Here is a 20,468-nt window from a genome sequence, read left to right on the forward strand (position 1 = left end):
GTCCACCGTAATCCTGTTCCGCCCCTCTGTCCAAACGCACAGAGCATTCATCAGGGTGGAACGCGTTCTTTACTGATCTTTTTTCAAGGCAGCATCACGGCATCCAGACCATGCCCTGCGGCATCACACCGCATCCGCACATGAAAAACCGAGTACGTGTCAGCCACAGCCCCATGCCGCTGCCGGACCTGCTGTTCGGCCTCATCCAGCACGATAAAGTGAGCCGCATCCGGCTGATCGTGCCGCCTGTGACTGCGAATCAGATACCCTTCCGCACACGCAGCGCGTGGCAGATCAAACAGCATCCAGCGCGACTCAACCGCCATGACCTTCCGGTCTTTTGGGCCATAAAACGACAACTCAGCCGCCAGACCATATTCATCAGCAATCAGCACGGAAGAGGCCGGCGTGCGGGCGGCAATGGTCTGCGCAAAATTCTGCCAGCCGCCCATCATCCGCAACGTCATGTCAAAATGTGGGGAGAGTGTCACGGGTGAGAAGACAGCCTGCATCACAATCACGCCGACCAGCGCCATACCCACCAGACTGGACGCCACCCACCCGCGCCAGACAGGCAACACGGCTGCAACAGCAAGAGCCGGATACAGTACCACGGGCCAGTTGGCCTGCACCCGCGCGCCAAACGCATGTTGCACAAACACGGCGGCGGGCAGCAGAATCATCAACAGCAGAAGACGGGAAAAGCTGTCTTTCTGCCGCCACAGCAGCCAGACGCCACCAAGAAAAAACACAAACACACCCGGCGAGGCCAGACCGACCTGCCCACCCAGCAATTCACCAAAGTAAGTGAACATTTTTGCCGGATGCCAGTCGCCCGTTCGGCCACCCTGCTTGAGAAAGCTCACCCAGCCATGCGTGGCATTCCACCAGATGACCGGCCCGGCACATAGCGCGGCAACAGCCCCGCCAGCCCACGGCCAGGGTGTTTTTAACCAGCTCCGCCCGGCACGGGTCAGGAACAGCCAGACCACCACCCCGAAAACAGGCAGCACAGCAGTATATTTGCTTTCAAACCCAAGCCCGGCCGCCAGCCCGACCAGAAGCCAGCCCGCCCCCTGCCCGGCCAGACAGACGCGCCCGAGGCTCCAGACCAGCAACGCCATAAAAAACAGGAGCGGCGTATCGGGCGTCATAATCAGCGTGCCGACACCCAGCGCCACTGTTCCGTTCAGCAACAGGCCGGTCCGCACCATTCCCGCATCAGGCGTCAGGGATTTACCAGACTGCACTGCCGCCCCTCGCGCCCGCAGCCAGTCGCGTGCTGTAAGAGCAAGAAAAACTGTGCCCGCCAGCGCAGAAAGCGGCCCCATGGCCCGCACACCTAAAGCGGTATCGCCGAAAAGTGCCATCCCGGCCCGGATCCAGACGGCCACCAGAGGCGGATGGTCCAGATACCCGGCAGCAGGGGCTAAGGCCCAGATGCGATAATAGGCTTCATCAGGCGTAAGAGGCACCCATGCCGCCATTAGCAGGCGACACACCGTCAGCAGACCGAGCGCTGCGCTCCACATCCATACTCCGGAGCGTGGCGCGCGAAGACTCACAGCCGCCAGACAATGGTGGCGGACATGGCGTAATTCCACACCACTGCAATCAAAGCTCCGGCCACGCTGGCCTCATTAAACTCCCGGTGCTGATGATAAACCATATCTGCGACGCCAACGTTGGCCAGTGCGCCAACGGAGCAGACCAGCATGAACAGCAGCAGCCCCCAGACACAGCGTACGCCACGCAGGCGTCTGTCACGGTAGGTAAAATTATTATCCAGCTGGAAATTGACGACCATGGCCACAAGCGTGCCAATCCCCTGCGCCATGGAAAAGTTCACTCCCAGCGCCCGGACGCACTGCATGACCAGCAGATTGGTACCGACCCCGATCAGCCCAACAAGCGCAAACGCTACAAAACGCAGGGGCAGCCAGCCGCGACAGAGTTTGTCCAGCAGCAAGGCAACAAACTGCAGCATGACCACCGCATCCAGCTTGCTTTCACCAGCCAGCCGCTCCCGAAACCCGCATGCAATTTCCTGCACCCGCAAGGGCTGAGGAGAAGACAACAACAGATCGACCAGAATTTTAAAGCCCGTGCCAGACAGGTGCGGTGCAATCCGCGCAAACGTATCTTGCCGCAGAGCAAAAAACCCGCTCATCGGGTCACCCAGCCTGACGGGCAGGATTAGCTGCGCGAGTTTGATGCCGCCATCAGACAACGCATGGCGCCAGGCATTGGCCAGACCGGAATTATCACCGCCTTCCACATGGCGGCTCCCAACAGCAACGTCACATGCGCCACTCTGCACGGCATCGACCAGTGCGCCGAGGCGGCTTTCATCGTGCTGCATGTCACCATCCATCACGGCGACAACCTGTGCCGAGGAGGACAAAGCGCCCTCGATCACCGCAGAGGATAACCCGCGACGACCGATGCGGCACAGGCCGCGCACCCGGGAATCCCTCTGCGCAATGGCGTTTACTGCAGCAGTTGTGCCATCCGGGGAGTTGTCATCCACAAAAATGACTTCCCACCGACGCCCCGCCAGCGCGCGCTCCAGGGCTGCGACAAGCGGGCCGACATTCCCGACCTCATTATAGCATGGCACCACAACGCTGATCTCGGGGCCTGCCTGCACGCCAGCGGCAACCACTGCCGCTTCACTCACGCTCCACCGCCCTCGCTAACCGGAAAAATCGGCACGCCTGTACGGTCCAGACTTGTGCGGATCGTCTGCAAGGTCTGCACACGGATCACGTGTGGGCCCTCCGTCAGCCGGCGCGTCAGAGAGTTTTCATGCGCGGCATCGCGGGCAATGAGGCGAACAAGAAAGTCCCCTCCCCCACGAATCATGTGGCATTCCCGCACCTCGGGCCAGCGGGCCAGTTCTTCCTCAAATGCGGACAGAACAGCCTCTTTCTGACTATCCAGACCAATCAACGCAAAAAAGGTGATCGGCCAGCCCAGCGCCCCGGCATCCGGGTCTGCATGATAGCCGTGGATTACCCCCAGCTCTTCCAGCCGCCGCACACGCCGCAGGCAGGGGGGGGCAGAAATTCCAACGCGGCGGGCCAGCTCGACGTTGGTCATGCGCCCGTCTTCCTGAAGTTCCGCCACAATACGAAGGTCAACAGCGTCCAGTTCCGTCACCTTGCCTGATCCATTTCTCGCCGCAGCCTTTTTCAAAACAATCTGGGGTGTATATGCCACGCACACGCAGACGCCGCAAACCGGTTCCGCTCTTGCTCTCCATGCGCGCACCCGCCATATCGCAAGGCAAGAGAGTGCGTCTCACCGCATCATGGCTCCCAGCACGTAAAGGTCTGCCTTACTCATGAGTGAAACCATCACCACCGATCTGCTTGTTATTGGCGCGGGGCCTGCCGGCTATACCGCCGCCATTTATGCCGCACGGGCCAATCTGGCCCCCGTGCTGGTGGCGGGGCTTCAGCCCGGTGGTCAGCTGACCATCACGACGGATGTAGAAAACTATCCCGGCTTTGCCGAGGCCGTTCAGGGCCCCTGGCTGATGGAACAGATGGCCGCACAGGCGCAGAATGTCGGCACGCGGATTGAATACGACATCATCACCTCCGTAGATTTCAAATCCGGCTCCCCCTTCCGTCTGGTGGGTGATTCCGGCACGGTGTATGTCGCAAAATCCGTCATCATCGCGACGGGCGCTCAGGCCAAATGGCTCGGCCTGCCCAGCGAGAAAACCTTGCAGGGTGCTGGCGTCTCCGCCTGCGCAACCTGTGATGGCTTCTTTTATCGCGGCAAGAACGTCGTTGTTGTGGGTGGCGGCAATACTGCGGTGGAAGAGGCCCTGTATCTGACGCATCACGCAGCGCACGTCACACTGGTGCATCGGCGGGACACGTTGCGGGCTGAAAAAATCCTGCAGGATCGTTTCTTCAAGAACCCGAAAACCTCCATCCTGTGGAACACAACGGTAGAAGACATTCTGGCCACCGGCACCCCGCCGACCGTCAGTGCCATCCGTGTGCGCAACACGCAGGACGGCACAACGCAGGACCTGCCGGCGGACGGCATCTTCATCGCCATTGGCCACGCTCCCACTACTGAGATTTTCAAGGGGCAGGTCACGCTGGATGCTGAGGGCTATATTGAGACAACCCCCGGCACCACCCGTACCTCCGTCCCCGGCGTGTTTGCCGCAGGGGATGTGCAGGACAAGATTTACCGTCAGGCCGTGACCGCTGCCGGCACAGGCTGTATGGCCGCTCTGGATGCTGAACGCTATCTGGCTGAACTGGGGGCTGAATAACAGGTCGTCCCTTGACCCATCCCGGCAATTACTGCACGTAATGAAACTCGAAGCATGATAATTATGCTCTGATAACTTCATTCAATTTGCAGGAGGCGTGCGTGGACTGGGACAAACTCCGGGTATTCCATGCTGTGGCGGAAGCCGGTTCCTTTACCCACGCGGGAGATGTGCTTAACCTAAGCCAGTCTGCTGTTTCACGGCAGATTTCCGCGCTGGAGGACGTCCTTCAGGTTCCTCTTTTTCATCGCCACGCCCGAGGACTGATCCTCACTGAACAGGGCGAGACGCTGCACAAGACGGTGCGCGAGGTCTTTTCAAAACTTGAAATGACTCAAACGCTTTTGACCGAAAGTAAGGAAAAAGCTGCAGGACGTCTGCGGGTTACGACAACCACAGGCTTTGGCAACTGCTGGCTTATGCCGCGGCTGCACAAGTTTATGGCTGCCAATCCAGACATTGATATCTGTCTTATTCTTGAAGACAGCGATCTTGATCTGGGGATGAGAGAAGCTGACGTTGCCGTGCGTATGCATGCGCCCCGCCAGCCTGACCTTATCCAGCGGCATCTGGCAGACTTCCATCTGCCGATTTTTGCCGCTCCGCTCTACATCGAAAAATACGGGATGCCGCGCAGCATTGAGGAAATCTCAGCGCATCAGCTCGTTTTATTCGGAGAGCATCACCCGCCGGTTGCCCATATCAACTGGCTGGCTGAAAGCACACGACAGGGCACAACCAGACAGAACGCCCGTCTGGAAGTGAACAGCATGGCCGCCATGGCGTCTGCCATTGCTGCCGGGCTGGGTATTGGGTCCATTCCGACCTATGCGGCCGCGCAGTTCCCTGATCTTATTCAGATTCTGCCTGACCTGACGACCCCGACAGTCGATGCCTATTTTGTCTATCCGGAAGAACTGCGCAGCTCCAAACGCGTTGCTGTTTTCCGGGATTTCCTGATGAGCGAGCTCGGTATTCGCTAAAATCAGGCTTTTCAGACTCGGTTGTCTGCCGACACCTCGAAACGAGTCGGACGGATGACATAAAAAAAGCTCCCCTTTCGGGAGCTTTTTTTATGCCTTTACTCAGTCTTTATTTATCAATTTCTATTATAACTGTCTTCCAATCTTATAATATCGTCTTCTCCCAGATAGGCCCCCGACTGAACCTCAATCAGGGTCAGCGGAATTTTTCCGGGATTTTCCAACCGGTGCACACAGCCCTGCGGCAGATAAACACTCTCATTTTCGCGCACCAGCAGTTCAGCGTCACCCTTCGTAACCAGCGCCACGCCCTCCACAACAACCCAGTGCTCCGCCCGGTGAAAATGCTTCTGGAGAGACAGCTTACCGCCTGGATTGACCACAATCCGTTTCACCTGGAAACGCTCATTGCGGGTCAGTCCTTCATAGAACCCCCAGGGACGATAATTCCTCTGATGCGTAGAGGCCTCTGGCCGCCCGTCTTTCTTGAGGCGATCCACCACCTTCTTTACGTCCTGCGCGCGGTCTTTATGCGTCACCAGCACTGCGTCACCAGTCACCACAACAACCACATCATCCAGACCAGTCACAGCCGTCAGCGGCCCTTCCGAGCGCACGTAACATCCATGCGCATCTTCCGCTAAAACATCGCCCAGCAGCACATTGCCTTCCGCCGTCTTGGGGCTGATCTCCCACAACGCATCCCAGCTCCCGACATCCGACCACCCCAGATCCGCAGGGATTACTGCGGAAACCTGTGTGTGCTCAGCCACGGCATAATCGATGGAAATATCGGGGGCCTGCGCAAATGCCTCTTTATCGAGCCTGATAAAATCGAGATCTGTCTTACGTTTTTCAAAAGCCTCCTGCACGCTTTGCAAAACCTGCGGCGCGTAACGGCGCATTTCAGCCAGCAACACATCCGCCTGAAAGACAAACATGCCGGAATTCCAGAAGTAATTGCCGTCTTTTACAAAGTCTTCCGCAACAGCCTGCACAGGCTTTTCCCGGAAAGAACGGATTGTAAAAGCCCCGTCCACACCCGGAAGCGGGTCGCCTTTTTCAATATAGCCATACCCGGTTTCCGGACAGGTGGGGGTCATCCCGAAGGTTACCACCCGCCCCTGTTCCGCAGCCTGCACGGCTTTTTCCATCGCCTGCGTTAGCGCGTCAGACTTCTTGATGTCCGCATCTGCCGCCATCATCCACAACACAGCATCCGGATGCGTCTGGGCCACAAGCAAAGCCGCGGCCGTAATAGCGGGCGCTGAATTCCGGCCGACCGGCTCCAGCATAATGCTGGGATTTGCTACCGAGACTTCCCGCAGTTGCTCGGCAATCAAAAAACGGTGCTCTTCATTACAAACAATAACAGGCGGCGCAAAACCTGCGGCATTCCCACGCAGTACCGTTTCCTGCAGCATGCTGCGCTCACTCACGAGCGACCAGAGCTGTTTAGGGAAACTGGCGCGCGACATGGGCCAGAGCCGACTCCCCGTGCCACCAGACAGCACAACCGGCACGATCATTTTGCTGCCAGCAGGGCGTGACGTCATTTTGAACAGTCCTTATTCCGGGATCTTACAAATATTAAAGAGTTATCGCAGCCAATCCGTGCCAATTAAGAGGACTGCCCGCACGCAGCAGGGTCGTTTTGGATAGTAGGCCAAACCGTAAAGTCAATTATGCCATTTGCAAATACCAGTGTCTCAAAAACAAACTCCGCCTATTACCCAGCCCTGATGCGCAGACCGAGCGAACAAAACAATTTATCCTTAAAATAGATTACCAAATGTTTATTTTACTTGCATACATCTCCTCTTTCACTCTCTTCGGGAGATGTTTTTCATGACACATTCAATTTTATTCAATCACATTGCTATATTCTGTATTCACAAACAAGAATTGTAATAGTATGGGTGACTCATTCAGCCCAACAAATAAACGGAATTATCATGACAGAGAACCAGAGCTATCCCAACATTCTTGATCTGGCGGCAGAAATCGTTTCGGCACACGTTTCCAACAACCAGACCGATCCTGCTCTGATCCCCACCCTGATCCGTGATGTGTATCAGGCTCTGAAAACGGCTGACCAGCCGCAGAACGAACCGGAAAAGCTGCAGCCTGCCGTTCCGGTCAAGCGCTCTGTGTTCCCTGACTACATCGTCTGTCTGGAAGACGGTAAGAAACTGAAAATGCTCAAGCGCCACCTGCAGAGCGCCTATGGCATTACGCCGGAACAGTATCGTGAGCGTTGGGGCCTGCCGGCTGACTACCCCATGGTTGCGCCGAACTATGCAGAACGTCGCTCCACTCTGGCGCGTGAGATTGGTCTGGGCCGCAAAATCCATGCAACGCCGGAAGGTGAAGAAGCTGGCGCACGTGGCCGCCGCGGCAAAAAAACCACAGCCTGATCACTCAAGGTCTGACAGTACTCCTCTGGTTCGTGCTGTCAGACTATTTATGTATTGACGGATCACTCCGGCTTAGTGAATTTTGAAGTGCGCACCGGCTTTATGGCTGGTAGCGCACTTTTTTATTTGGCGTCCCTTTTTGTCACGCAGATCCGCTGGCCCCCTGATTGTCCGGCAGGTTGATATTCCAGAATTTGGAAGGTGGACCATGACCAAGTCTGAGCTTATTGCCGCACTCATGCAGAAACATCCGCATCTGCAGCTCAAGGACATCAATCTGATCGTCAATACTGTCTTCGACTCTATTTCCAGCAGTCTGGCAGACAATAACCGCGTCGAATTACGCGGCTTTGGAGCGTTTTCCATCAAGGAACGAGACCCGCGCATTGGCCGTAATCCGAAAACCGGCGAGCAGGTTCAGGTCTCTAAAAAATACATCCCGTTCTTTAAAACAGGAAAAGACCTGCACGCCCGCATCAATAAAGCGCGTAAAGCCTGACATCATCCTCAGGCGCGCCTTTGCGCCTGCACTGGCTCAATGCATCAGGCCAGACTATCCATAAACGCTTTCACCTGCCGAAGATCTTCGACAAAACGGGCATATTCCCGCTGCTTATCGGCCTCACTGGGCAAGCGGAGCAGATAGGAAGGGTGGACTGTCACCAGCCCCTGACTTCCTTCCCCTAACGGAAAAATGCGGGATCGCTCACGAGAAATCGTGACCGGGCGATGCAGCAGACTTTGCGCGGCCGTCACCCCCATCATGACAATCAAGGACGGCTGAATCAGCCGTCGTTCTGCATCCAGCCACATCTGGCAGGCCTGCACAGAGTCCTGCTCCGGCTTTTGGTGCAAGCGCCGACCATTCCGCCAGATAAAGCGGAAATGTTTGACCGCATTGGTGACATAGACCGTGCTGCGGCTCAGCCCCGCCTCTTCCAGCGCCCGCTCCAGCACCTGACCGGCAGGCCCCACAAACGGACGCCCGGCCTGATCCTCCTGATCCCCCGGCTGCTCACCCACCAGCATGACGCGCGCGGTAGCGGCCCCTTCCCCAAACACCGTGCGCGCAGCGGGACGCCACAGCGTGCAGGACCGGCAATCCATTGCCTCTGCGGCCAGAGCGTCCAGAGTTGTCGTCGTTTCGACTTCTGCACTATCCGGCACCAGAACGGTACGCGGCCAGTCCTGCCACATCCCCTGCCCGGCTTGCTGCCAGCCGCCCTGCCGTTCCGCTGTAACCTTAGCACCGCCCGCGCCAAACCACAGGGCTTTGCCATCCCACTTCATGCTGCGATAAGCCGTGCGAATTTCCCAGGGCCGCGCATAACGTGCCATACAATAAGCCGCGTTGCCTTCCACCACATAAGCAGTTGGCGTGGCAGACCAGACGGTCTGCGCCGGGTCCGCAAAAACACGGGCAAACTCCAGCCGGAAGCGCTCCGTTTCGGCTTTAACGACCTCCACAAGCCCTACAACTGCGCGCACATCCGGGTCATCAAGCGCCGTTGTCAGATCCAGATGATCCTGCACGACGCGAAAAACCAGACGATAAAGCGCGTCAAACCGCTCGGGCGATGACGCCTGAAGAGCCAGAAGAATCCACTCCACCAGCCGACGCGGCAAGTGAAGCACAGCATTGGGATCAGTTTGCTCTGCTGAGGCCGCCTGAAAAATCTGCTGTGCGTCTTCAGAGGATTGCGCAACCCGCCAGGACAACGCCTCAGGCGGCGTGCCTGCCAGAGCATAGTGCCGCGCAGCCTGTCGCCATGTTTTCAGATCAACCTGATGCGCCAGAACAATTTCTGTCACGGTTTTCCTCTCTTTCCGTCAGCGATACAGCGCGAGGCACAAAGCACGTCCGCATGAACGCAGATGCCAGCCTTAACGCCTCACGCGCGACGCTTGCGCAAACGCCGCTGAAAGCGCGCCAGAATATCTGCCGCATTCATGATGCCAAACACATGCAGCAGTGCACCATACAGAACGGCCCCCAGACCAACCATGCTGCCAAGCCAGAGAATCCGGACGCCCAACCCGGACGGGAAGACCAGAAGAGCCTGCGCCCCGAGCAACAGCCCTCCCATAAGGAGCGCGGCACAGGCCGTCTTGAACATTCTGAACTGCTCGGCCCCGGAAACCTGCAACGCCTTACGCCGCATGAGCAGAATGGCCAGACAGGCCACATTGGCACAGGCCGCCAGACTACTGGCCAGCGGCGGCCCCATATGGGCCAGCGGCTTCATGAACAGCAGGTTCAGAAGAAAGTTCAGCACCAGAATGCCAATCCCGACATAAACCGGCGTGCGTGTGTCCCCGCGCGCAAAAAAGGCCGGGGAAAAGACTTTCACCAGCACAAAAGCCGGAAGCCCGATGGCGTAGGTGCGCAGAGCCTGAGCAGACAAAAGCGCATCATGCTCGGTAAAGGAACCGTGGCCAAACAGGACAATCATGATCGGGCCAGCCAGCACCAGCAACCCGGCCACGGCGGGAAGCGTGAGGATCAGCACGTAACTCATGGCCCGGTTCTGGGCGGAATGCGCTGCATCATGCTCGCCCGCAGCCAGATGGCGCGTTAGCACTGGTAATAAAGTCGTCCCGGCCGCAGCACCCAGCACACCGAGCGGCAACTGATTGATGCGGTCCGCAAAATACATCAGTGAGACACTACCTGAAGGCAGCAGGGTTCCGATGATGGTATCAACGGTAAGGTTGATCTGCCCGACACCACTCCCTACCAGCCCCGGCACCATGCGGCGGACCAGAAGACGGATGCGCGGCGTCAAAGCGGGCCAGAGCGGCATCAACCCAAAATGCGCCCGATGCGCGGCCCACAGCAGCAAACCAAGCTGCGCCACACCAGACGCCGTCACACCCCACGCTGCCGCATACGCCACATTCGGCAAAAACGGCGAGGCGAACAGGATGGCGGCAATCCCCACCACATTGAATGCCAGATAGGCGGCGGCGGCCATGCCAAAGCGGTGCAACCCGTTCAGAACGCCCGCTACCAGAGCGGCCGCGCAGATCAGCACCAGATACGGAAAGGTAATGCGACTAAGGCTGACACCCAGCGCATAGCGTTCACCTGTCTGCAAAAAGCCGGGCGCAATCAGCCGCAGCACCTGCGGCATGAAGATTTCCCCCAGCACACACAGGAACAGCAGCCAGAGCAGCATGACGCCCAGCGCCCGCCGCGCAAATGTCCGGGCTTCTTCTTCCCCTTCTTTTGTCAGGACAGAAGAGAACAGCGGGACAAAGGCTGCGTTGAACGCCCCTTCACCAAACAGCCGCCGAAACATGTTGGGCAACCGGAACGCCACCTGATAGGCATCCTGCAAAGCCCCTGCGCCCATGAAGGCCGCCAGAAGCTGATCCCGCACCAGACCAAGGATACGGCTGAGCATAGTCCAGCCGCCAACAGTAAGAAAATTTTTGAGCATGATAGACCGCTTATACGAGCAGCCTTCCCTTTAGAGATAGGGGGATAAGCTTTCAAACCTCAAATAAAAGCCGCCCCTGTGCAGAGCCCCTATGCCTCTATATTTTGCTCGACCGAAAGCGCTCGAACGCGCAAACTTGTCAATAATGATATTTTTCACTGGGTAAGAGGAGAGACGCCCCATATGCCAGACACGACAAGCCAGCCCACAGGTTCCGGGCATCCACGCTGTATTCTGGTCAAACCGAGCCAGCGCTCCAGAAAGGGGCAGGAAACAGCGCGTAACGTTCTGGCATTTTTTATTTTCGCCGTTGCTCTTTACACAATCCATGGATTTTTGCCGGCGCTGGTATGGGGCGGCGTGTTCGCCATTGCCACATGGCCGCTTTATACGCGCGCTCAGGCAGCGTGGCCTAAAGCCGCACAGGGTACGGTTCTGCCGTTTCTCTTTACCGCAGCCATGGCGCTGATTTTTGTTATTCCGCTGATGCTCATCACGCTGGAAGCTGTAGGCGAGGCCCAAAGCGCGTTAAGCTGGCTGGAGCACGCTCGGCAAAACGGTGTGCCTGTGCCTGACGCCCTTAGCCGCCTGCCCATTGGCAGCCAGACGCTCACGCACTGGTGGCAGGCCCACCTGTCCAACCCGGAAGACGTTTCCAACCTGACGGGCGCGCTGGACAGCAAGGGCATGGCAATTACCAAGGCGCTTGGATCTCAAATTGCGCATCGTGGCACGCTATTCTGCTTCTCAATCATCACCCTGTTTTTTCTTTATAAAGACGGCACGTCCGTCATCCGCCAGTGCCGCATTGCCTCCCGGCGCGCCTTTGGCAAACGCGGGGAAACGATTGCCCGCCAGATTGTCGCGTCTGTGCACGGCACCGTGCTGGGCTTGGTGCTGGTTGGCATTGGTGAAGGGCTGCTGATGGGCGTTGTCTATACCATTGCTGGCGCACCGCACCCTGCCCTGTTTGGTGTCATCACGGCTGTCGCCGCCATGATCCCCTTCTGTGCCATGATAGCTGTAGGCCTTGTGTCTTTGCTGATACTCGTCAAGGGCGCGTCCCTTGCGGGTATCGTGACCTTCTGCATTGGTGCTGTGGTGATTTTTGTGGCCGACCACTTTATCCGCCCCGTTCTTATCGGCGGCAGCACGCAGCTCCCCTTCCTGTGGGTTCTGCTGGGTATTCTGGGTGGTGCGGAAACATGGGGCCTGCTGGGCCTGTTTGTCGGCCCTGCGGCCATGGCGGCGCTTAACCTGCTGTGGCGCCGCTGGACTGCGGGCAACAACGCCATAAAGGCCTGAACAGCAAAAAGGGTGTTCAAGTTTGAACACCCACTAAACTGCTCTGAAATTTTTCAGAAAACCAAGTGGACAAATATCGGGCAGGCGGGATTCGAACCCACGACCCCCAGTCCCCCAGACTGATGCGCTACCAGACTGCGCTACTGCCCGTCCATTTGGTGAAAGGGTCTTTAGCAGGCCCCTTCACAACACACAAGCCACCTTGCGGTTTTTTTCACGCCGTCAGGCGATTACGGAATGCTTCCAGCTCAACCAGAATGTCAGCCAGATCATTTTTCAGCTGCACATTCTGCTTTTCCAGCCGACGCATCAACTCACCAGAAACAGCGTTCACCTCCGGTGCAGCAGGTTCGGGAGCAGGTGCAGGTGCAGGTGCAGGTGCAGGTGCAGCCTCAACAGTATTTTCAGGCTCGAAAGCAACCTCCTGAGGCTGTTCTTCCGCGTGTTGCGGCTCCTGAACTTCTGAAGGCTGCGTAAGAACCGAATTTTCAGTCGTCTCTTCATGCTCTTCAGGATTCGCAAGAGAAACGGGTTCAGCTACAAGCGACTGGTCCGTATCCGTAACCACAGACTCAGCATCCCCCTGCACCTCGTCCGGCGAAGACACAGCCGGTTCCGGTGCAATCTCTTCAGGGAGAGACGCCGTCACTGTCGGGCTTTGCTGAGCCGCTTCGGCTTCCCCTTCACGCAGAAGGCGCTGCACACCTTTTACGGTGTAGCCCTTGGCATACAGAAGATCGGAAATATGGCGGAGCAGTTCGACATCAGCCGGGCGATAATACCGCCGACCACCGCCTCTTTTCAGCGGGCGAACCTGCTCGAAGCGCGTTTCCCAGAATCGCAGCACGTGCTGAGGTACATGCAGCTCGTCAGCCACTTCACTAATGGTGCGAAACGCAAGCGGCCCTTTTTCTGTGCGGGCCAGCGCACCGTTCTCCTCGTCCGGCAGGCCGGAGAGATCTGTTATGGAAGAAGGATGGTCGGTGTCACTCATCGTCATACGCCTCGCCACCTTCAAGCGGCTCGTGATTAATGGCTGCACGCAGCAGCTGACTGGGGCGGAAAACCAGAACGGAACGCGGGAGAATCGGAACTTCCTCACCCGTTTTCGGGTTGCGTCCGCAGCGCTGGCCTTTTTGCCTTACGGAAAAAGTTCCAAACCCACTGATCTTGACGCTTTCACCGCGCTCAAGCGCAAGCATGACTGTTTCCAGAATATCTTCCAGAAGCACAGCCGATTCTTTACGGGACAGCCCAACCTGCTGATAAATCTGCTCGACCAGAGAGGCACGCGTGACAGTTTCCATACTGATGAAAGTAACACGTTGGGCGACCTCGTCAATTCTCTCGTGAGGTCGCCCAACGTCATGTCATCAGAATTTTGAAAACGCCGTTAGAAACGGGCGAGCGCAGAGCCCCAGGTGAGACCACCGCCCAGTGCTTCCATCAGCACCAGATCACCTTTCTGGATGCGGCCATCCCGCACGGCTTCATCAAGCGCCAGCGGAATCGAGGCCGCGGAGGTATTGGCGTGACGATCGACCGTGATCACCACCTGCTCGGCAGGCAGATTCAGCTTTTTGGCCACGCCTTCAATAATGCGGATATTTGCCTGATGCGGCACCAGCCAGGCGACGTCTGAATATTCCAGACCTTCAGCCTTCAGGGCTTCATCCACGGAGGAGGACAGCTTGGCGACAGCGTGCCGGAACACATCACGCCCGCTCATTTTCAGGAAACCGCTTTTGTCCCGGCGGCCCACGGCTCCATCAACGTACAGCAGATCACCCGCAGTGCCGTCGGAATGCAGATGGGTGGACAGCAACCCCTGTTCACCCGGCGCATCTGAGCCGGAGAGCACAACGGCCCCTGCGCCATCACCAAACAGCACACAGGTGCCACGGTCAGACCAGTCAACAATGCGGGAATAGACTTCACTGCCAATGACCAGAATATTCCGTGCCTGCCCAGCCCGAATAAACGCATCCGCTGTGGAGAGGCCATAGATAAACCCGGAGCACGCGGCTGCCAGATCGAATCCAAAACCCTGCTTCATCCCCAATTCAGCCTGAATACGCACGGCTGTTGCCGGGAAAGCCTGATCGGGGGTGGATGTCGCGACAATTACGGCATCAATGTCATCAGCACTCAGGCCCGCATAGTCCAGCGCCTTGCGCGCTGCGGCGGCCCCCATGCTGGTCGCCGTATCGTTCTCACCTGCAATATGGCGCTGGGTGATGCCGGTACGGGTTTTTATCCATTCATCGGAGGTTTCAAGCCGGGCTGCCAGTTCATCGTTAGACACGACCCGATCCGGCAGGAACCCGCCAAACCCTACCAGAAGCGAACGTCTCGCCATTACCGTTCTTTCATTATCAAACACCGGCATTCAGGACTGCCTGACGGCCAGTGCCCCGAACCTTGTCTGATCAGGAAGCCGTCGCCTCAGGCTCACGCTCCAGCGAGGCCTGCTGACGGGAAAGAAGCGCCCCCATATGGGTCAGACGCTCACGAATACCATCATTAAATCCATGCGTGACCATATCCATGGCCACATCCACAGCCGCAGCAAATCCTTCGGCGTCGGTCCCGCCGTGGGACTTCACCACCACGCCATTCAGGCCGACAAAAACCGCACCGTTACGACGGCGGGGATCAAGCCATTCCTTCATTCGCTCAAGGCCGGGCCGAACAAGCAGATAGCCAATTTTGGAAATAATGCCGCGATTGAAGACCTGCCGCAGCAGAGAGGTGGCCATTTTCAGCACACCTTCACCCGTCTTGAGGGCCACGTTCCCGGTAAAGCCGTCCGTCACCACTACGTCGGTTGTGCCCGCCGTAATGTCATGACCTTCGATAAACCCGTGGAACTGGTCCGCCAGCGGACTTTCACGCAGGGCTTCATACGCAATCCGCAGCTTCTCATCACCCTTCAGCTCTTCCGAGCCGATGTTGAGAAGCCCGATACGCGGCGCAGGAAGCCCCAGCACTGCCTTGGCGAAGGCCTCGCCCATCACGGCAAATTCAACCAGATTGCGCCAGTCACACGCCACGTTTGCCCCAAGGTCCAGCATGACCACATCGCCCTTGATAGTCGGGCTGATGGCTGCCATGGCGGGCCGGGAAATACCGGGCATGGTTTTAACGACAATTTTGGCCAGAGCCAGCATGGCACCGCTATTGCCAGCAGACACAACGCCTCTGGCGCGGCCACTTGCAACGGCATCCATCCCCAGACGCATAGAAGACCGACGCACGCGCAGGGCGGCTGTAGGCTTCATGTCCATGGGGACTGAGGCATCTGTATGCCAGATGGTGCAGATTGCTTCCGCCTTGGGATGCTGCGCCAGAAGTGGGCGCAGACGGGCTTCGTCACCCGTCAGAAGCACACGCATCCCGGGATGGCGATCAGCTGCAATGGCAAGCCCGGCCACGACCACATCGGGAGCTCCGTCTCCCCCCATCCCATCAACCGCAAGGCTGAAAACCTCACTCTGTTCAGCGGGGGAATTCTCGGAAATCTCTCTATCGCTCATGCCTGCTTCTCTGCCATGCCGCAGATGCCTTACTCCCGTACAACCACATTACCTCATGGCAATGTGAGCCGCCTGCCCTCAGGCGCGAACAGCGATTTTCAGTGCCTTACCAGCGGCAATCACTTCACGACCATCGTAGTGGCCGCAGTGGCTGCAGATGTTGTGCGGGCGCTTCAGCTCACCACAGTTGGAGCATTCAGCATGAGCCTCCACACGCAGAGCCTGATGGCTGCGACGCATGCCACGACGTGAAGGCGAAGTTTTTCTTTTGGGTACAGCCATGGGACCGAGCCCCTCCAAACAGATCAAAGACTACCGGCACCGTGGACAATCCACACCACCGAAAGACAAAACAGGTTAATCACCAGATTGAGGGCGGCCTCTAGCAGAGAGCCGCCACTTTCGCAAGCAAGAGCGCAATAAAACCTACTGCCACACGTCAGCTATCTTTGCGACGCAACCGTGCGAGATCGGCAAACGGATTAACTTTTTTCTCCGCTGCGTCCTTCTCAGCCAGCTTTTCCGCCTCTTCCTCACTTATCACAAGCCCTTCGGGCAGGCTGGCGTCCGGAGCATGCGGATAAGGCTCCAGATCCAGAGCAAACTGCTCAACAGCGGCTTCCCCAAGGTCTATCGATTCCCCTTCATAGGGAATCTCATCGACGGCTTCCAGATCCGGGGCCGCACTTTCCTCAAAATGTTCTGCCGGCACAAACTGCACAGCAAAGGAGCCTGCAAGCATATCCTCAAACGGCTCCAGCGTGCGAACACATGTCTGTTTAAACCGCACGGCCAGCGCGCCGTGGGCAGACACAAGATCCCGCCGGCCCAGAGTGAGCGTATATTTGCAGCGGAACATGCTGATTTCAGGCAGACCAAGCCGTCTGGCAATCTGCCCACACTCCGCAGGCGTTGCCTCGACCGTGAGATCCAGTCCGGACGCGCCGATTCGACGCACAGCAACGGGACGGGAAAATTCCGGCTTATGGGGCATGGAAACCTCCTGAAACTCTAGCTTCTTAAAAAACAGACAGGCTTCCCGCTGCGGATTTGCAGGAGCACCTTTTTGCAGCCCTAACATAAAGTGCTCCAAGCGCAATGATCAGCCTGAAAACCCACCCCTTCCGCAATTCAGGAATTGACGCACAGAGCCCGTTGGGGCATCCGACAGAGTAGGTCTTCCTGCATGCCGCAGCCTGAGAGATCAGGCCTTCTCAGAGTGACCGCACAGATTTAGGGATGCCTTACCGCCATGACACCGCAACGCAAGAACAGTATGACGCGCTTCAGCACCGCCTGCGGTGCCCTTGCTGCGGTGTTTGTTATCTCCGGCTGTTCCGTGTTTGCCCCAAGCCCCATCCCGCGCGGTTCACTGGTTGAAGCGGATGATTACAACCAGCTGACACCGGGCACCAGCACACGCGCTGATGCGGTGGATCTTCTGGGCTCCCCCACCACCAAGGGGGCCTTTGACGATAATACGTGGATTTACATTTCCATGACCACCTACATGAAGCCGCTGGATTTTCCGGGGATCGACAAGCAGCAGGTGGTTGTTCTGAAATTTGATAACGCTGGCATGCTGCAAAGCCTGCGGACGCTGAACCGTAAAGACAGCCGCCCCGTGGGCATGATCAGCAAGGTTACCCCCACACCAGGCACCAGCATCAACATCCTGCAGCAGATTCTGGGGAATGTGGGCCGCTACAACCCGATGCAGAACATGATGAGCTCCAGCGGCAGCGGCACGGGGACCGGCATGATGGGCGGCAACAGCGGCCCGGGTCATTTCGGCGCAGGCAACTCGCTCTAACCTGCTTCCTGCCCTCAGGGCAGGATCAGTTTGACGCGTAGCCCTCCGGCGGGCGAGACATCCAGTTCCATGTCTCCCCCATGCGCCCGGACAATATCACGCGAGATTGTCAGGCCGAGGCCTGTCCCGCCCCCACGGCCACTCTCAAATGCCCGAAAAACGGATTCGCGTCGTTCCGGGCGGATCCCCGGCCCGTCATCATCCACCAGAACACAGATCCCCTCCTGCATGGCGTAGGCCGTGATGGCTATCGCACCGCCATGCCTGCGGGCGTTATCCAGCAGGTTGGTCAGGGCGCGCTTCATGGCATCAGGCCGCATGTGGACACAAAGGCCGGGCTGCACCGTGACAGACTCAACCCGCGCCCCGGCCCGGCGCGCTGCTGTCACGACGTCCTCAATAAACGGCACCATCTCGACTTGTTCCGGGGTTTCCGCCCCTTCGCCGCGGGCAAAGGCCAGATAGCTGCCGATCATGTGTTCCATCTCGACAACGTCCCCGATCATGTCATCGACGTCCTGCCGCAGCTCTTCACCCTTGATCGTCCCATTACGGGGCATCATGGCCAGAGAAAGACGCAGGCGCGTCAGAGGTGTCCGCAGATCATGCGAGACACCGGCCAGAACGCCCGTACGCTGTGAGACAAAGCGATAGATCCGGTCTTGCATGCGGTTAAACGCCACAGCAGCCTTTCGCACCTCCTGCGCGCCCTCCGGCTTGATAGGCCCGATATCCCGCCCCAGACCGAACTGCTCAGCCGCCCTCGCCAGACGGCGGATGGCCCGCACCTGATTGCGCATGAACAGACTGGCCACCACAAAAAGCAGAATGGAACTGCTGAGCGCCCAGCCCACAAAGAGCCAGATCTGCCCCATATCCAGCCGCTTACGCGGCGCATCCACATCCAGCACCCCATCGGGCAACTGGATGGCAATTTTCACGGTGTGTGGATCGCTCTTCCAGTTCACAAAAAACGGATAATCAATGGCGCTATCCAGCGCATGCGCCAGATCATCATCCATCGGGCCGGTGATATGGTTAAACCCGAAGCGGCGCAGACGGGCGCCGGGGTGCCATGTTTCCACCAGTTGCAGATGGTCCCGCGCCTGTGCGACGAACCAGTCCTTATCACTCCGCTTTTGCAGATGCTCCAGAGCATTGAGGGAAAGGACGATATCCGCCGTCACACTATCCGACAGACGGCGGGACACAACCTTGAGGAAGTTCCCGTAAAACAGTTCCAGCGAGATCGCCTGTGTGACCAGCAGCGGGATCAGCACGATCAGCAGAGAGCGCCCCAGCAGAGAGCGCGGCAGCACCCGCCGCACAGATTTTTCCATGCTGCGGGATTTCAGCACGCCCGAGGGGAAAAGCTTGAGGGGTCGCCTTTTCATGCCCGCAACACTAACGCGGCGCCTTTACTGCACACCGGGCTTGAGCACATAGCCGCGCCCACGGATGGTGTGCAGAAAGCGCGGTTCACGCGGGTCCGGCTCAATCCGACGCCGCAGGCGTGTCACCTGCACATCCACAGCGCGCTCTCCAATTTCCGCCATATCCAGCGCACGGGCAATCTCCTCGCGGGAGAAGACCTCATTCGGACGGCGCGCCAGTACGGACAGGAGCGCTGCCTCACCGCCTGTCAGATGCACATTGCCGTCCGGGCCAGAGAGCAAGGCCCGCACGGGATCAAACTCCTTCTCGCCCAGACGGATAATCCGTAAATTGTCCGCTGCGGGGGCCGGGGCCAGTCGCCGCAGATGCGCCTTGAGCCGCAGCAGCAACTCCCGTGGTTCAAACGGCTTGCCAAGATAATCATCCGCGCCAGCTTCCAGGCCGGAAATACGGTCCGCAGGCTCGCCTCGAGCCGTTAGCAGCACAATTGGCAGATCCTGCCCGGCATCACGCAGGGCGCGGGTGAGTTCCAGTCCGTTTTCCCCCGGCATGGTCACATCCAGCACCATGGCGTCGGGCTGGATGCCCTGCAACGTCTGCCGGGCCTCCGCCGCGTTGGCCGCCACACTAATCCGAAAGCCCTGTTCAGACAGATACCGTTGCAGCAGACGCCGCAGACGCGGGTCATCATCCACCACAATGACATGCGGTGCCATGCCTTCTTCCGGCACAAGATCGCGGGGGCTAAGTTCCATTGCGTCCCTTTCTTCGTCCTGCGGCATCATCTGCCATCATGGCGCGACTGGTTTCAGAGAGCATCCCGTGCATCACGCGCCGGAAGCCCTCCACGGCCGCCCCGCCTGCTTCCCGATAGGCAGCACTCAGGCGCTGGCGCACAACGGCAAAAAGCCGGGCTTCCACAGCCTGCCCTTCTTTACTGAGTCGCAACAGGCGCTGCCGGCGGTCCCTCAGACTGGCCTCACTGGCCAGATAGCCGCGCTCCTGCAATTCCCCCAGCGTCCGCCCGAGGCTCTGCTTGGTCACACCCAGTGTGTCCTGCAGGCGGCTGACCGGAATACCGGGACTGAAGGCAAGCACCTGCAACACCCGGTAATGCGCGCTCCCCAGTTTTTCTTCCGTCAGAATCGGTTCCAGTGCTGCGGCCATGTCGCGCCCTGCCAGAAACATCATGGCCTGCGCCAGCCGGAGCTGCTCTTCCCGCAGGAACAGCAGGCCCGCCCCGGCTTCATCATGCGGGCGATATCCGGTTGTCATC

21 protein-coding genes and 1 tRNA gene are annotated in these 20,468 nt (G+C 58.3%); 6 read left to right on the forward strand and 16 right to left on the reverse strand.

Annotation, left to right across the window (positions count from 1 at the left end; all coding sequences use genetic code 11):
• Positions 1-83 precede the first annotated feature (83 nt).
• Genes AD930_RS12085 through AD930_RS12095 form a run of 3 tightly spaced genes read right to left on the reverse strand, consistent with a single transcriptional unit; the run spans position 84 to position 3,162 of the window.
• On the reverse strand, positions 84-1,565 hold the full coding sequence (locus AD930_RS12085; protein WP_244150574.1) for a glycosyltransferase family 39 protein: 1,482 nt from the start codon (positions 1,563-1,565) through the stop codon (positions 84-86).
• Positions 1,562-2,680 carry a glycosyltransferase gene (locus AD930_RS12090; RefSeq protein ID WP_052403783.1) on the reverse strand — a complete coding sequence of 373 codons (1,119 nt, stop codon included), beginning with the start codon at positions 2,678-2,680 and terminating at the stop codon, positions 1,562-1,564. The genes AD930_RS12085 and AD930_RS12090 overlap by 4 nt, the downstream gene beginning before the upstream one ends.
• Positions 2,677-3,162: an Lrp/AsnC family transcriptional regulator gene (locus AD930_RS12095; protein WP_197056221.1), complete on the reverse strand. Its 486-nt coding sequence runs from the start codon at positions 3,160-3,162 to the stop codon at positions 2,677-2,679. Before AD930_RS12095 ends, AD930_RS12090 begins: the two co-directional genes overlap by 4 nt.
• 184 nt (positions 3,163-3,346) lie before the next feature.
• Between AD930_RS12095 and trxB the strand changes: the two genes are divergently transcribed.
• Both trxB and AD930_RS12105 read left to right on the forward strand, forming a co-directional pair.
• Positions 3,347-4,300, forward strand: a complete 954-nt coding sequence (gene trxB / locus AD930_RS12100; protein WP_061506455.1) for a thioredoxin-disulfide reductase — start codon at positions 3,347-3,349, stop codon at positions 4,298-4,300.
• Positions 4,301-4,401: 101 nt separating this feature from the next.
• The gene (locus AD930_RS12105; RefSeq protein ID WP_043550608.1) at positions 4,402-5,283 is read left to right on the forward strand and encodes a LysR family transcriptional regulator; all 882 of its coding nucleotides are present in this window, start codon (positions 4,402-4,404) and stop codon (positions 5,281-5,283) included.
• A gap of 116 nt (positions 5,284-5,399) precedes the next feature.
• Here AD930_RS12105 and AD930_RS12110 read toward each other — a convergent pair whose 3' ends face one another.
• Positions 5,400-6,839, reverse strand: a complete 1,440-nt coding sequence (locus tag AD930_RS12110) for a mannose-1-phosphate guanylyltransferase/mannose-6-phosphate isomerase (protein WP_061506456.1) — start codon at positions 6,837-6,839, stop codon at positions 5,400-5,402.
• A gap of 399 nt (positions 6,840-7,238) precedes the next feature.
• Here AD930_RS12110 and AD930_RS12115 point away from each other — a divergent pair, with 399 nt between their 5' ends.
• Together AD930_RS12115 and AD930_RS12120 are read left to right on the forward strand one after the other, a co-directional pair.
• A complete protein-coding gene (locus tag AD930_RS12115; RefSeq protein ID WP_043550605.1) occupies positions 7,239-7,700 on the forward strand; it encodes a MucR family transcriptional regulator in 462 nt (153 codons plus the stop codon).
• 208 nt (positions 7,701-7,908) lie between these two features.
• Entirely contained in the window at positions 7,909-8,199 is a 291-nt protein-coding gene (locus AD930_RS12120; RefSeq protein WP_043550604.1) for an integration host factor subunit beta, read from the forward strand.
• A gap of 44 nt (positions 8,200-8,243) precedes the next feature.
• Here the strand turns inward: AD930_RS12120 and AD930_RS12125 are convergent, their stop codons facing one another.
• Both AD930_RS12125 and murJ read right to left on the reverse strand, forming a co-directional pair.
• Positions 8,244-9,512 carry a UdgX family uracil-DNA binding protein gene (locus AD930_RS12125; RefSeq protein WP_061506457.1) on the reverse strand — a complete coding sequence of 423 codons (1,269 nt, stop codon included), beginning with the start codon at positions 9,510-9,512 and terminating at the stop codon, positions 8,244-8,246.
• Between the two features lie 80 nt (positions 9,513-9,592).
• Positions 9,593-11,143 (reverse strand): murein biosynthesis integral membrane protein MurJ, encoded by a 1,551-nt coding sequence (gene murJ, locus AD930_RS12130; RefSeq protein ID WP_061506458.1) that lies wholly within the window; start codon positions 11,141-11,143, stop codon positions 9,593-9,595.
• Positions 11,144-11,326: 183 nt separating this feature from the next.
• Here murJ and AD930_RS12135 point away from each other — a divergent pair, with 183 nt between their 5' ends.
• On the forward strand, positions 11,327-12,448 hold the full coding sequence (locus tag AD930_RS12135) for an AI-2E family transporter (protein WP_043550600.1): 1,122 nt from the start codon (positions 11,327-11,329) through the stop codon (positions 12,446-12,448).
• Between the two features lie 76 nt (positions 12,449-12,524).
• On the opposite strand, the gene AD930_RS12140 is transcribed toward AD930_RS12135, so the two are convergent.
• From AD930_RS12140 to AD930_RS12170, 7 genes are all read right to left on the reverse strand, one after another.
• Positions 12,525-12,598, reverse strand: a tRNA-Pro gene (locus tag AD930_RS12140).
• A 64-nt stretch (positions 12,599-12,662) separates the two neighbouring features.
• Positions 12,663-13,448 carry a MerR family transcriptional regulator gene (locus AD930_RS18320; protein ID WP_244150575.1) on the reverse strand — a complete coding sequence of 262 codons (786 nt, stop codon included), beginning with the start codon at positions 13,446-13,448 and terminating at the stop codon, positions 12,663-12,665.
• The gene (locus AD930_RS12150) at positions 13,435-13,761 is read right to left on the reverse strand and encodes an integration host factor subunit alpha (protein WP_264820944.1); all 327 of its coding nucleotides are present in this window, start codon (positions 13,759-13,761) and stop codon (positions 13,435-13,437) included. The genes AD930_RS18320 and AD930_RS12150 overlap by 14 nt, the downstream gene beginning before the upstream one ends.
• An 80-nt stretch (positions 13,762-13,841) precedes the next feature.
• Positions 13,842-14,807, reverse strand: a complete 966-nt coding sequence (locus AD930_RS12155; RefSeq protein WP_197459276.1) for a beta-ketoacyl-ACP synthase III — start codon at positions 14,805-14,807, stop codon at positions 13,842-13,844.
• Between the two features lie 70 nt (positions 14,808-14,877).
• Positions 14,878-15,984 (reverse strand): phosphate acyltransferase PlsX, encoded by a 1,107-nt coding sequence (plsX, locus tag AD930_RS12160; RefSeq protein ID WP_043550596.1) that lies wholly within the window; start codon positions 15,982-15,984, stop codon positions 14,878-14,880.
• A 78-nt stretch (positions 15,985-16,062) separates the two neighbouring features.
• On the reverse strand, positions 16,063-16,266 hold the full coding sequence (rpmF, locus tag AD930_RS12165) for a 50S ribosomal protein L32 (RefSeq protein WP_061506459.1): 204 nt from the start codon (positions 16,264-16,266) through the stop codon (positions 16,063-16,065).
• A gap of 157 nt (positions 16,267-16,423) precedes the next feature.
• Positions 16,424-16,978 carry a YceD family protein gene (locus AD930_RS12170; protein ID WP_061492047.1) on the reverse strand — a complete coding sequence of 185 codons (555 nt, stop codon included), beginning with the start codon at positions 16,976-16,978 and terminating at the stop codon, positions 16,424-16,426.
• A 258-nt stretch (positions 16,979-17,236) separates the two neighbouring features.
• Between AD930_RS12170 and AD930_RS12175 the strand changes: the two genes are divergently transcribed.
• Complete coding sequence (locus AD930_RS12175) at positions 17,237-17,797, forward strand: outer membrane protein assembly factor BamE (protein WP_082781862.1); 561 nt, start codon at positions 17,237-17,239, stop codon at positions 17,795-17,797.
• A 14-nt stretch (positions 17,798-17,811) separates the two neighbouring features.
• Here the strand turns inward: AD930_RS12175 and AD930_RS12180 are convergent, their stop codons facing one another.
• From AD930_RS12180 to AD930_RS12190, 3 genes are read right to left on the reverse strand one after another with little or no spacing between them, the layout of a single operon-like run.
• Entirely contained in the window at positions 17,812-19,191 is a 1,380-nt protein-coding gene (locus AD930_RS12180) for an ATP-binding protein (protein WP_043550592.1), read from the reverse strand.
• A 24-nt stretch (positions 19,192-19,215) separates the two neighbouring features.
• A complete protein-coding gene (locus AD930_RS12185; RefSeq protein WP_197056217.1) occupies positions 19,216-19,947 on the reverse strand; it encodes a response regulator in 732 nt (243 codons plus the stop codon).
• The gene (locus tag AD930_RS12190; protein WP_061506460.1) at positions 19,937-20,467 is read right to left on the reverse strand and encodes a MarR family winged helix-turn-helix transcriptional regulator; all 531 of its coding nucleotides are present in this window, start codon (positions 20,465-20,467) and stop codon (positions 19,937-19,939) included. Before AD930_RS12190 ends, AD930_RS12185 begins: the two co-directional genes overlap by 11 nt.
• Between the last annotated feature and the right edge of the window lies 1 nt (position 20,468).

It is taken from the genome of Acetobacter malorum (genome assembly GCF_001580615.1).
Taxonomy (GTDB): domain Bacteria; phylum Pseudomonadota; class Alphaproteobacteria; order Acetobacterales; family Acetobacteraceae; genus Acetobacter; species Acetobacter malorum.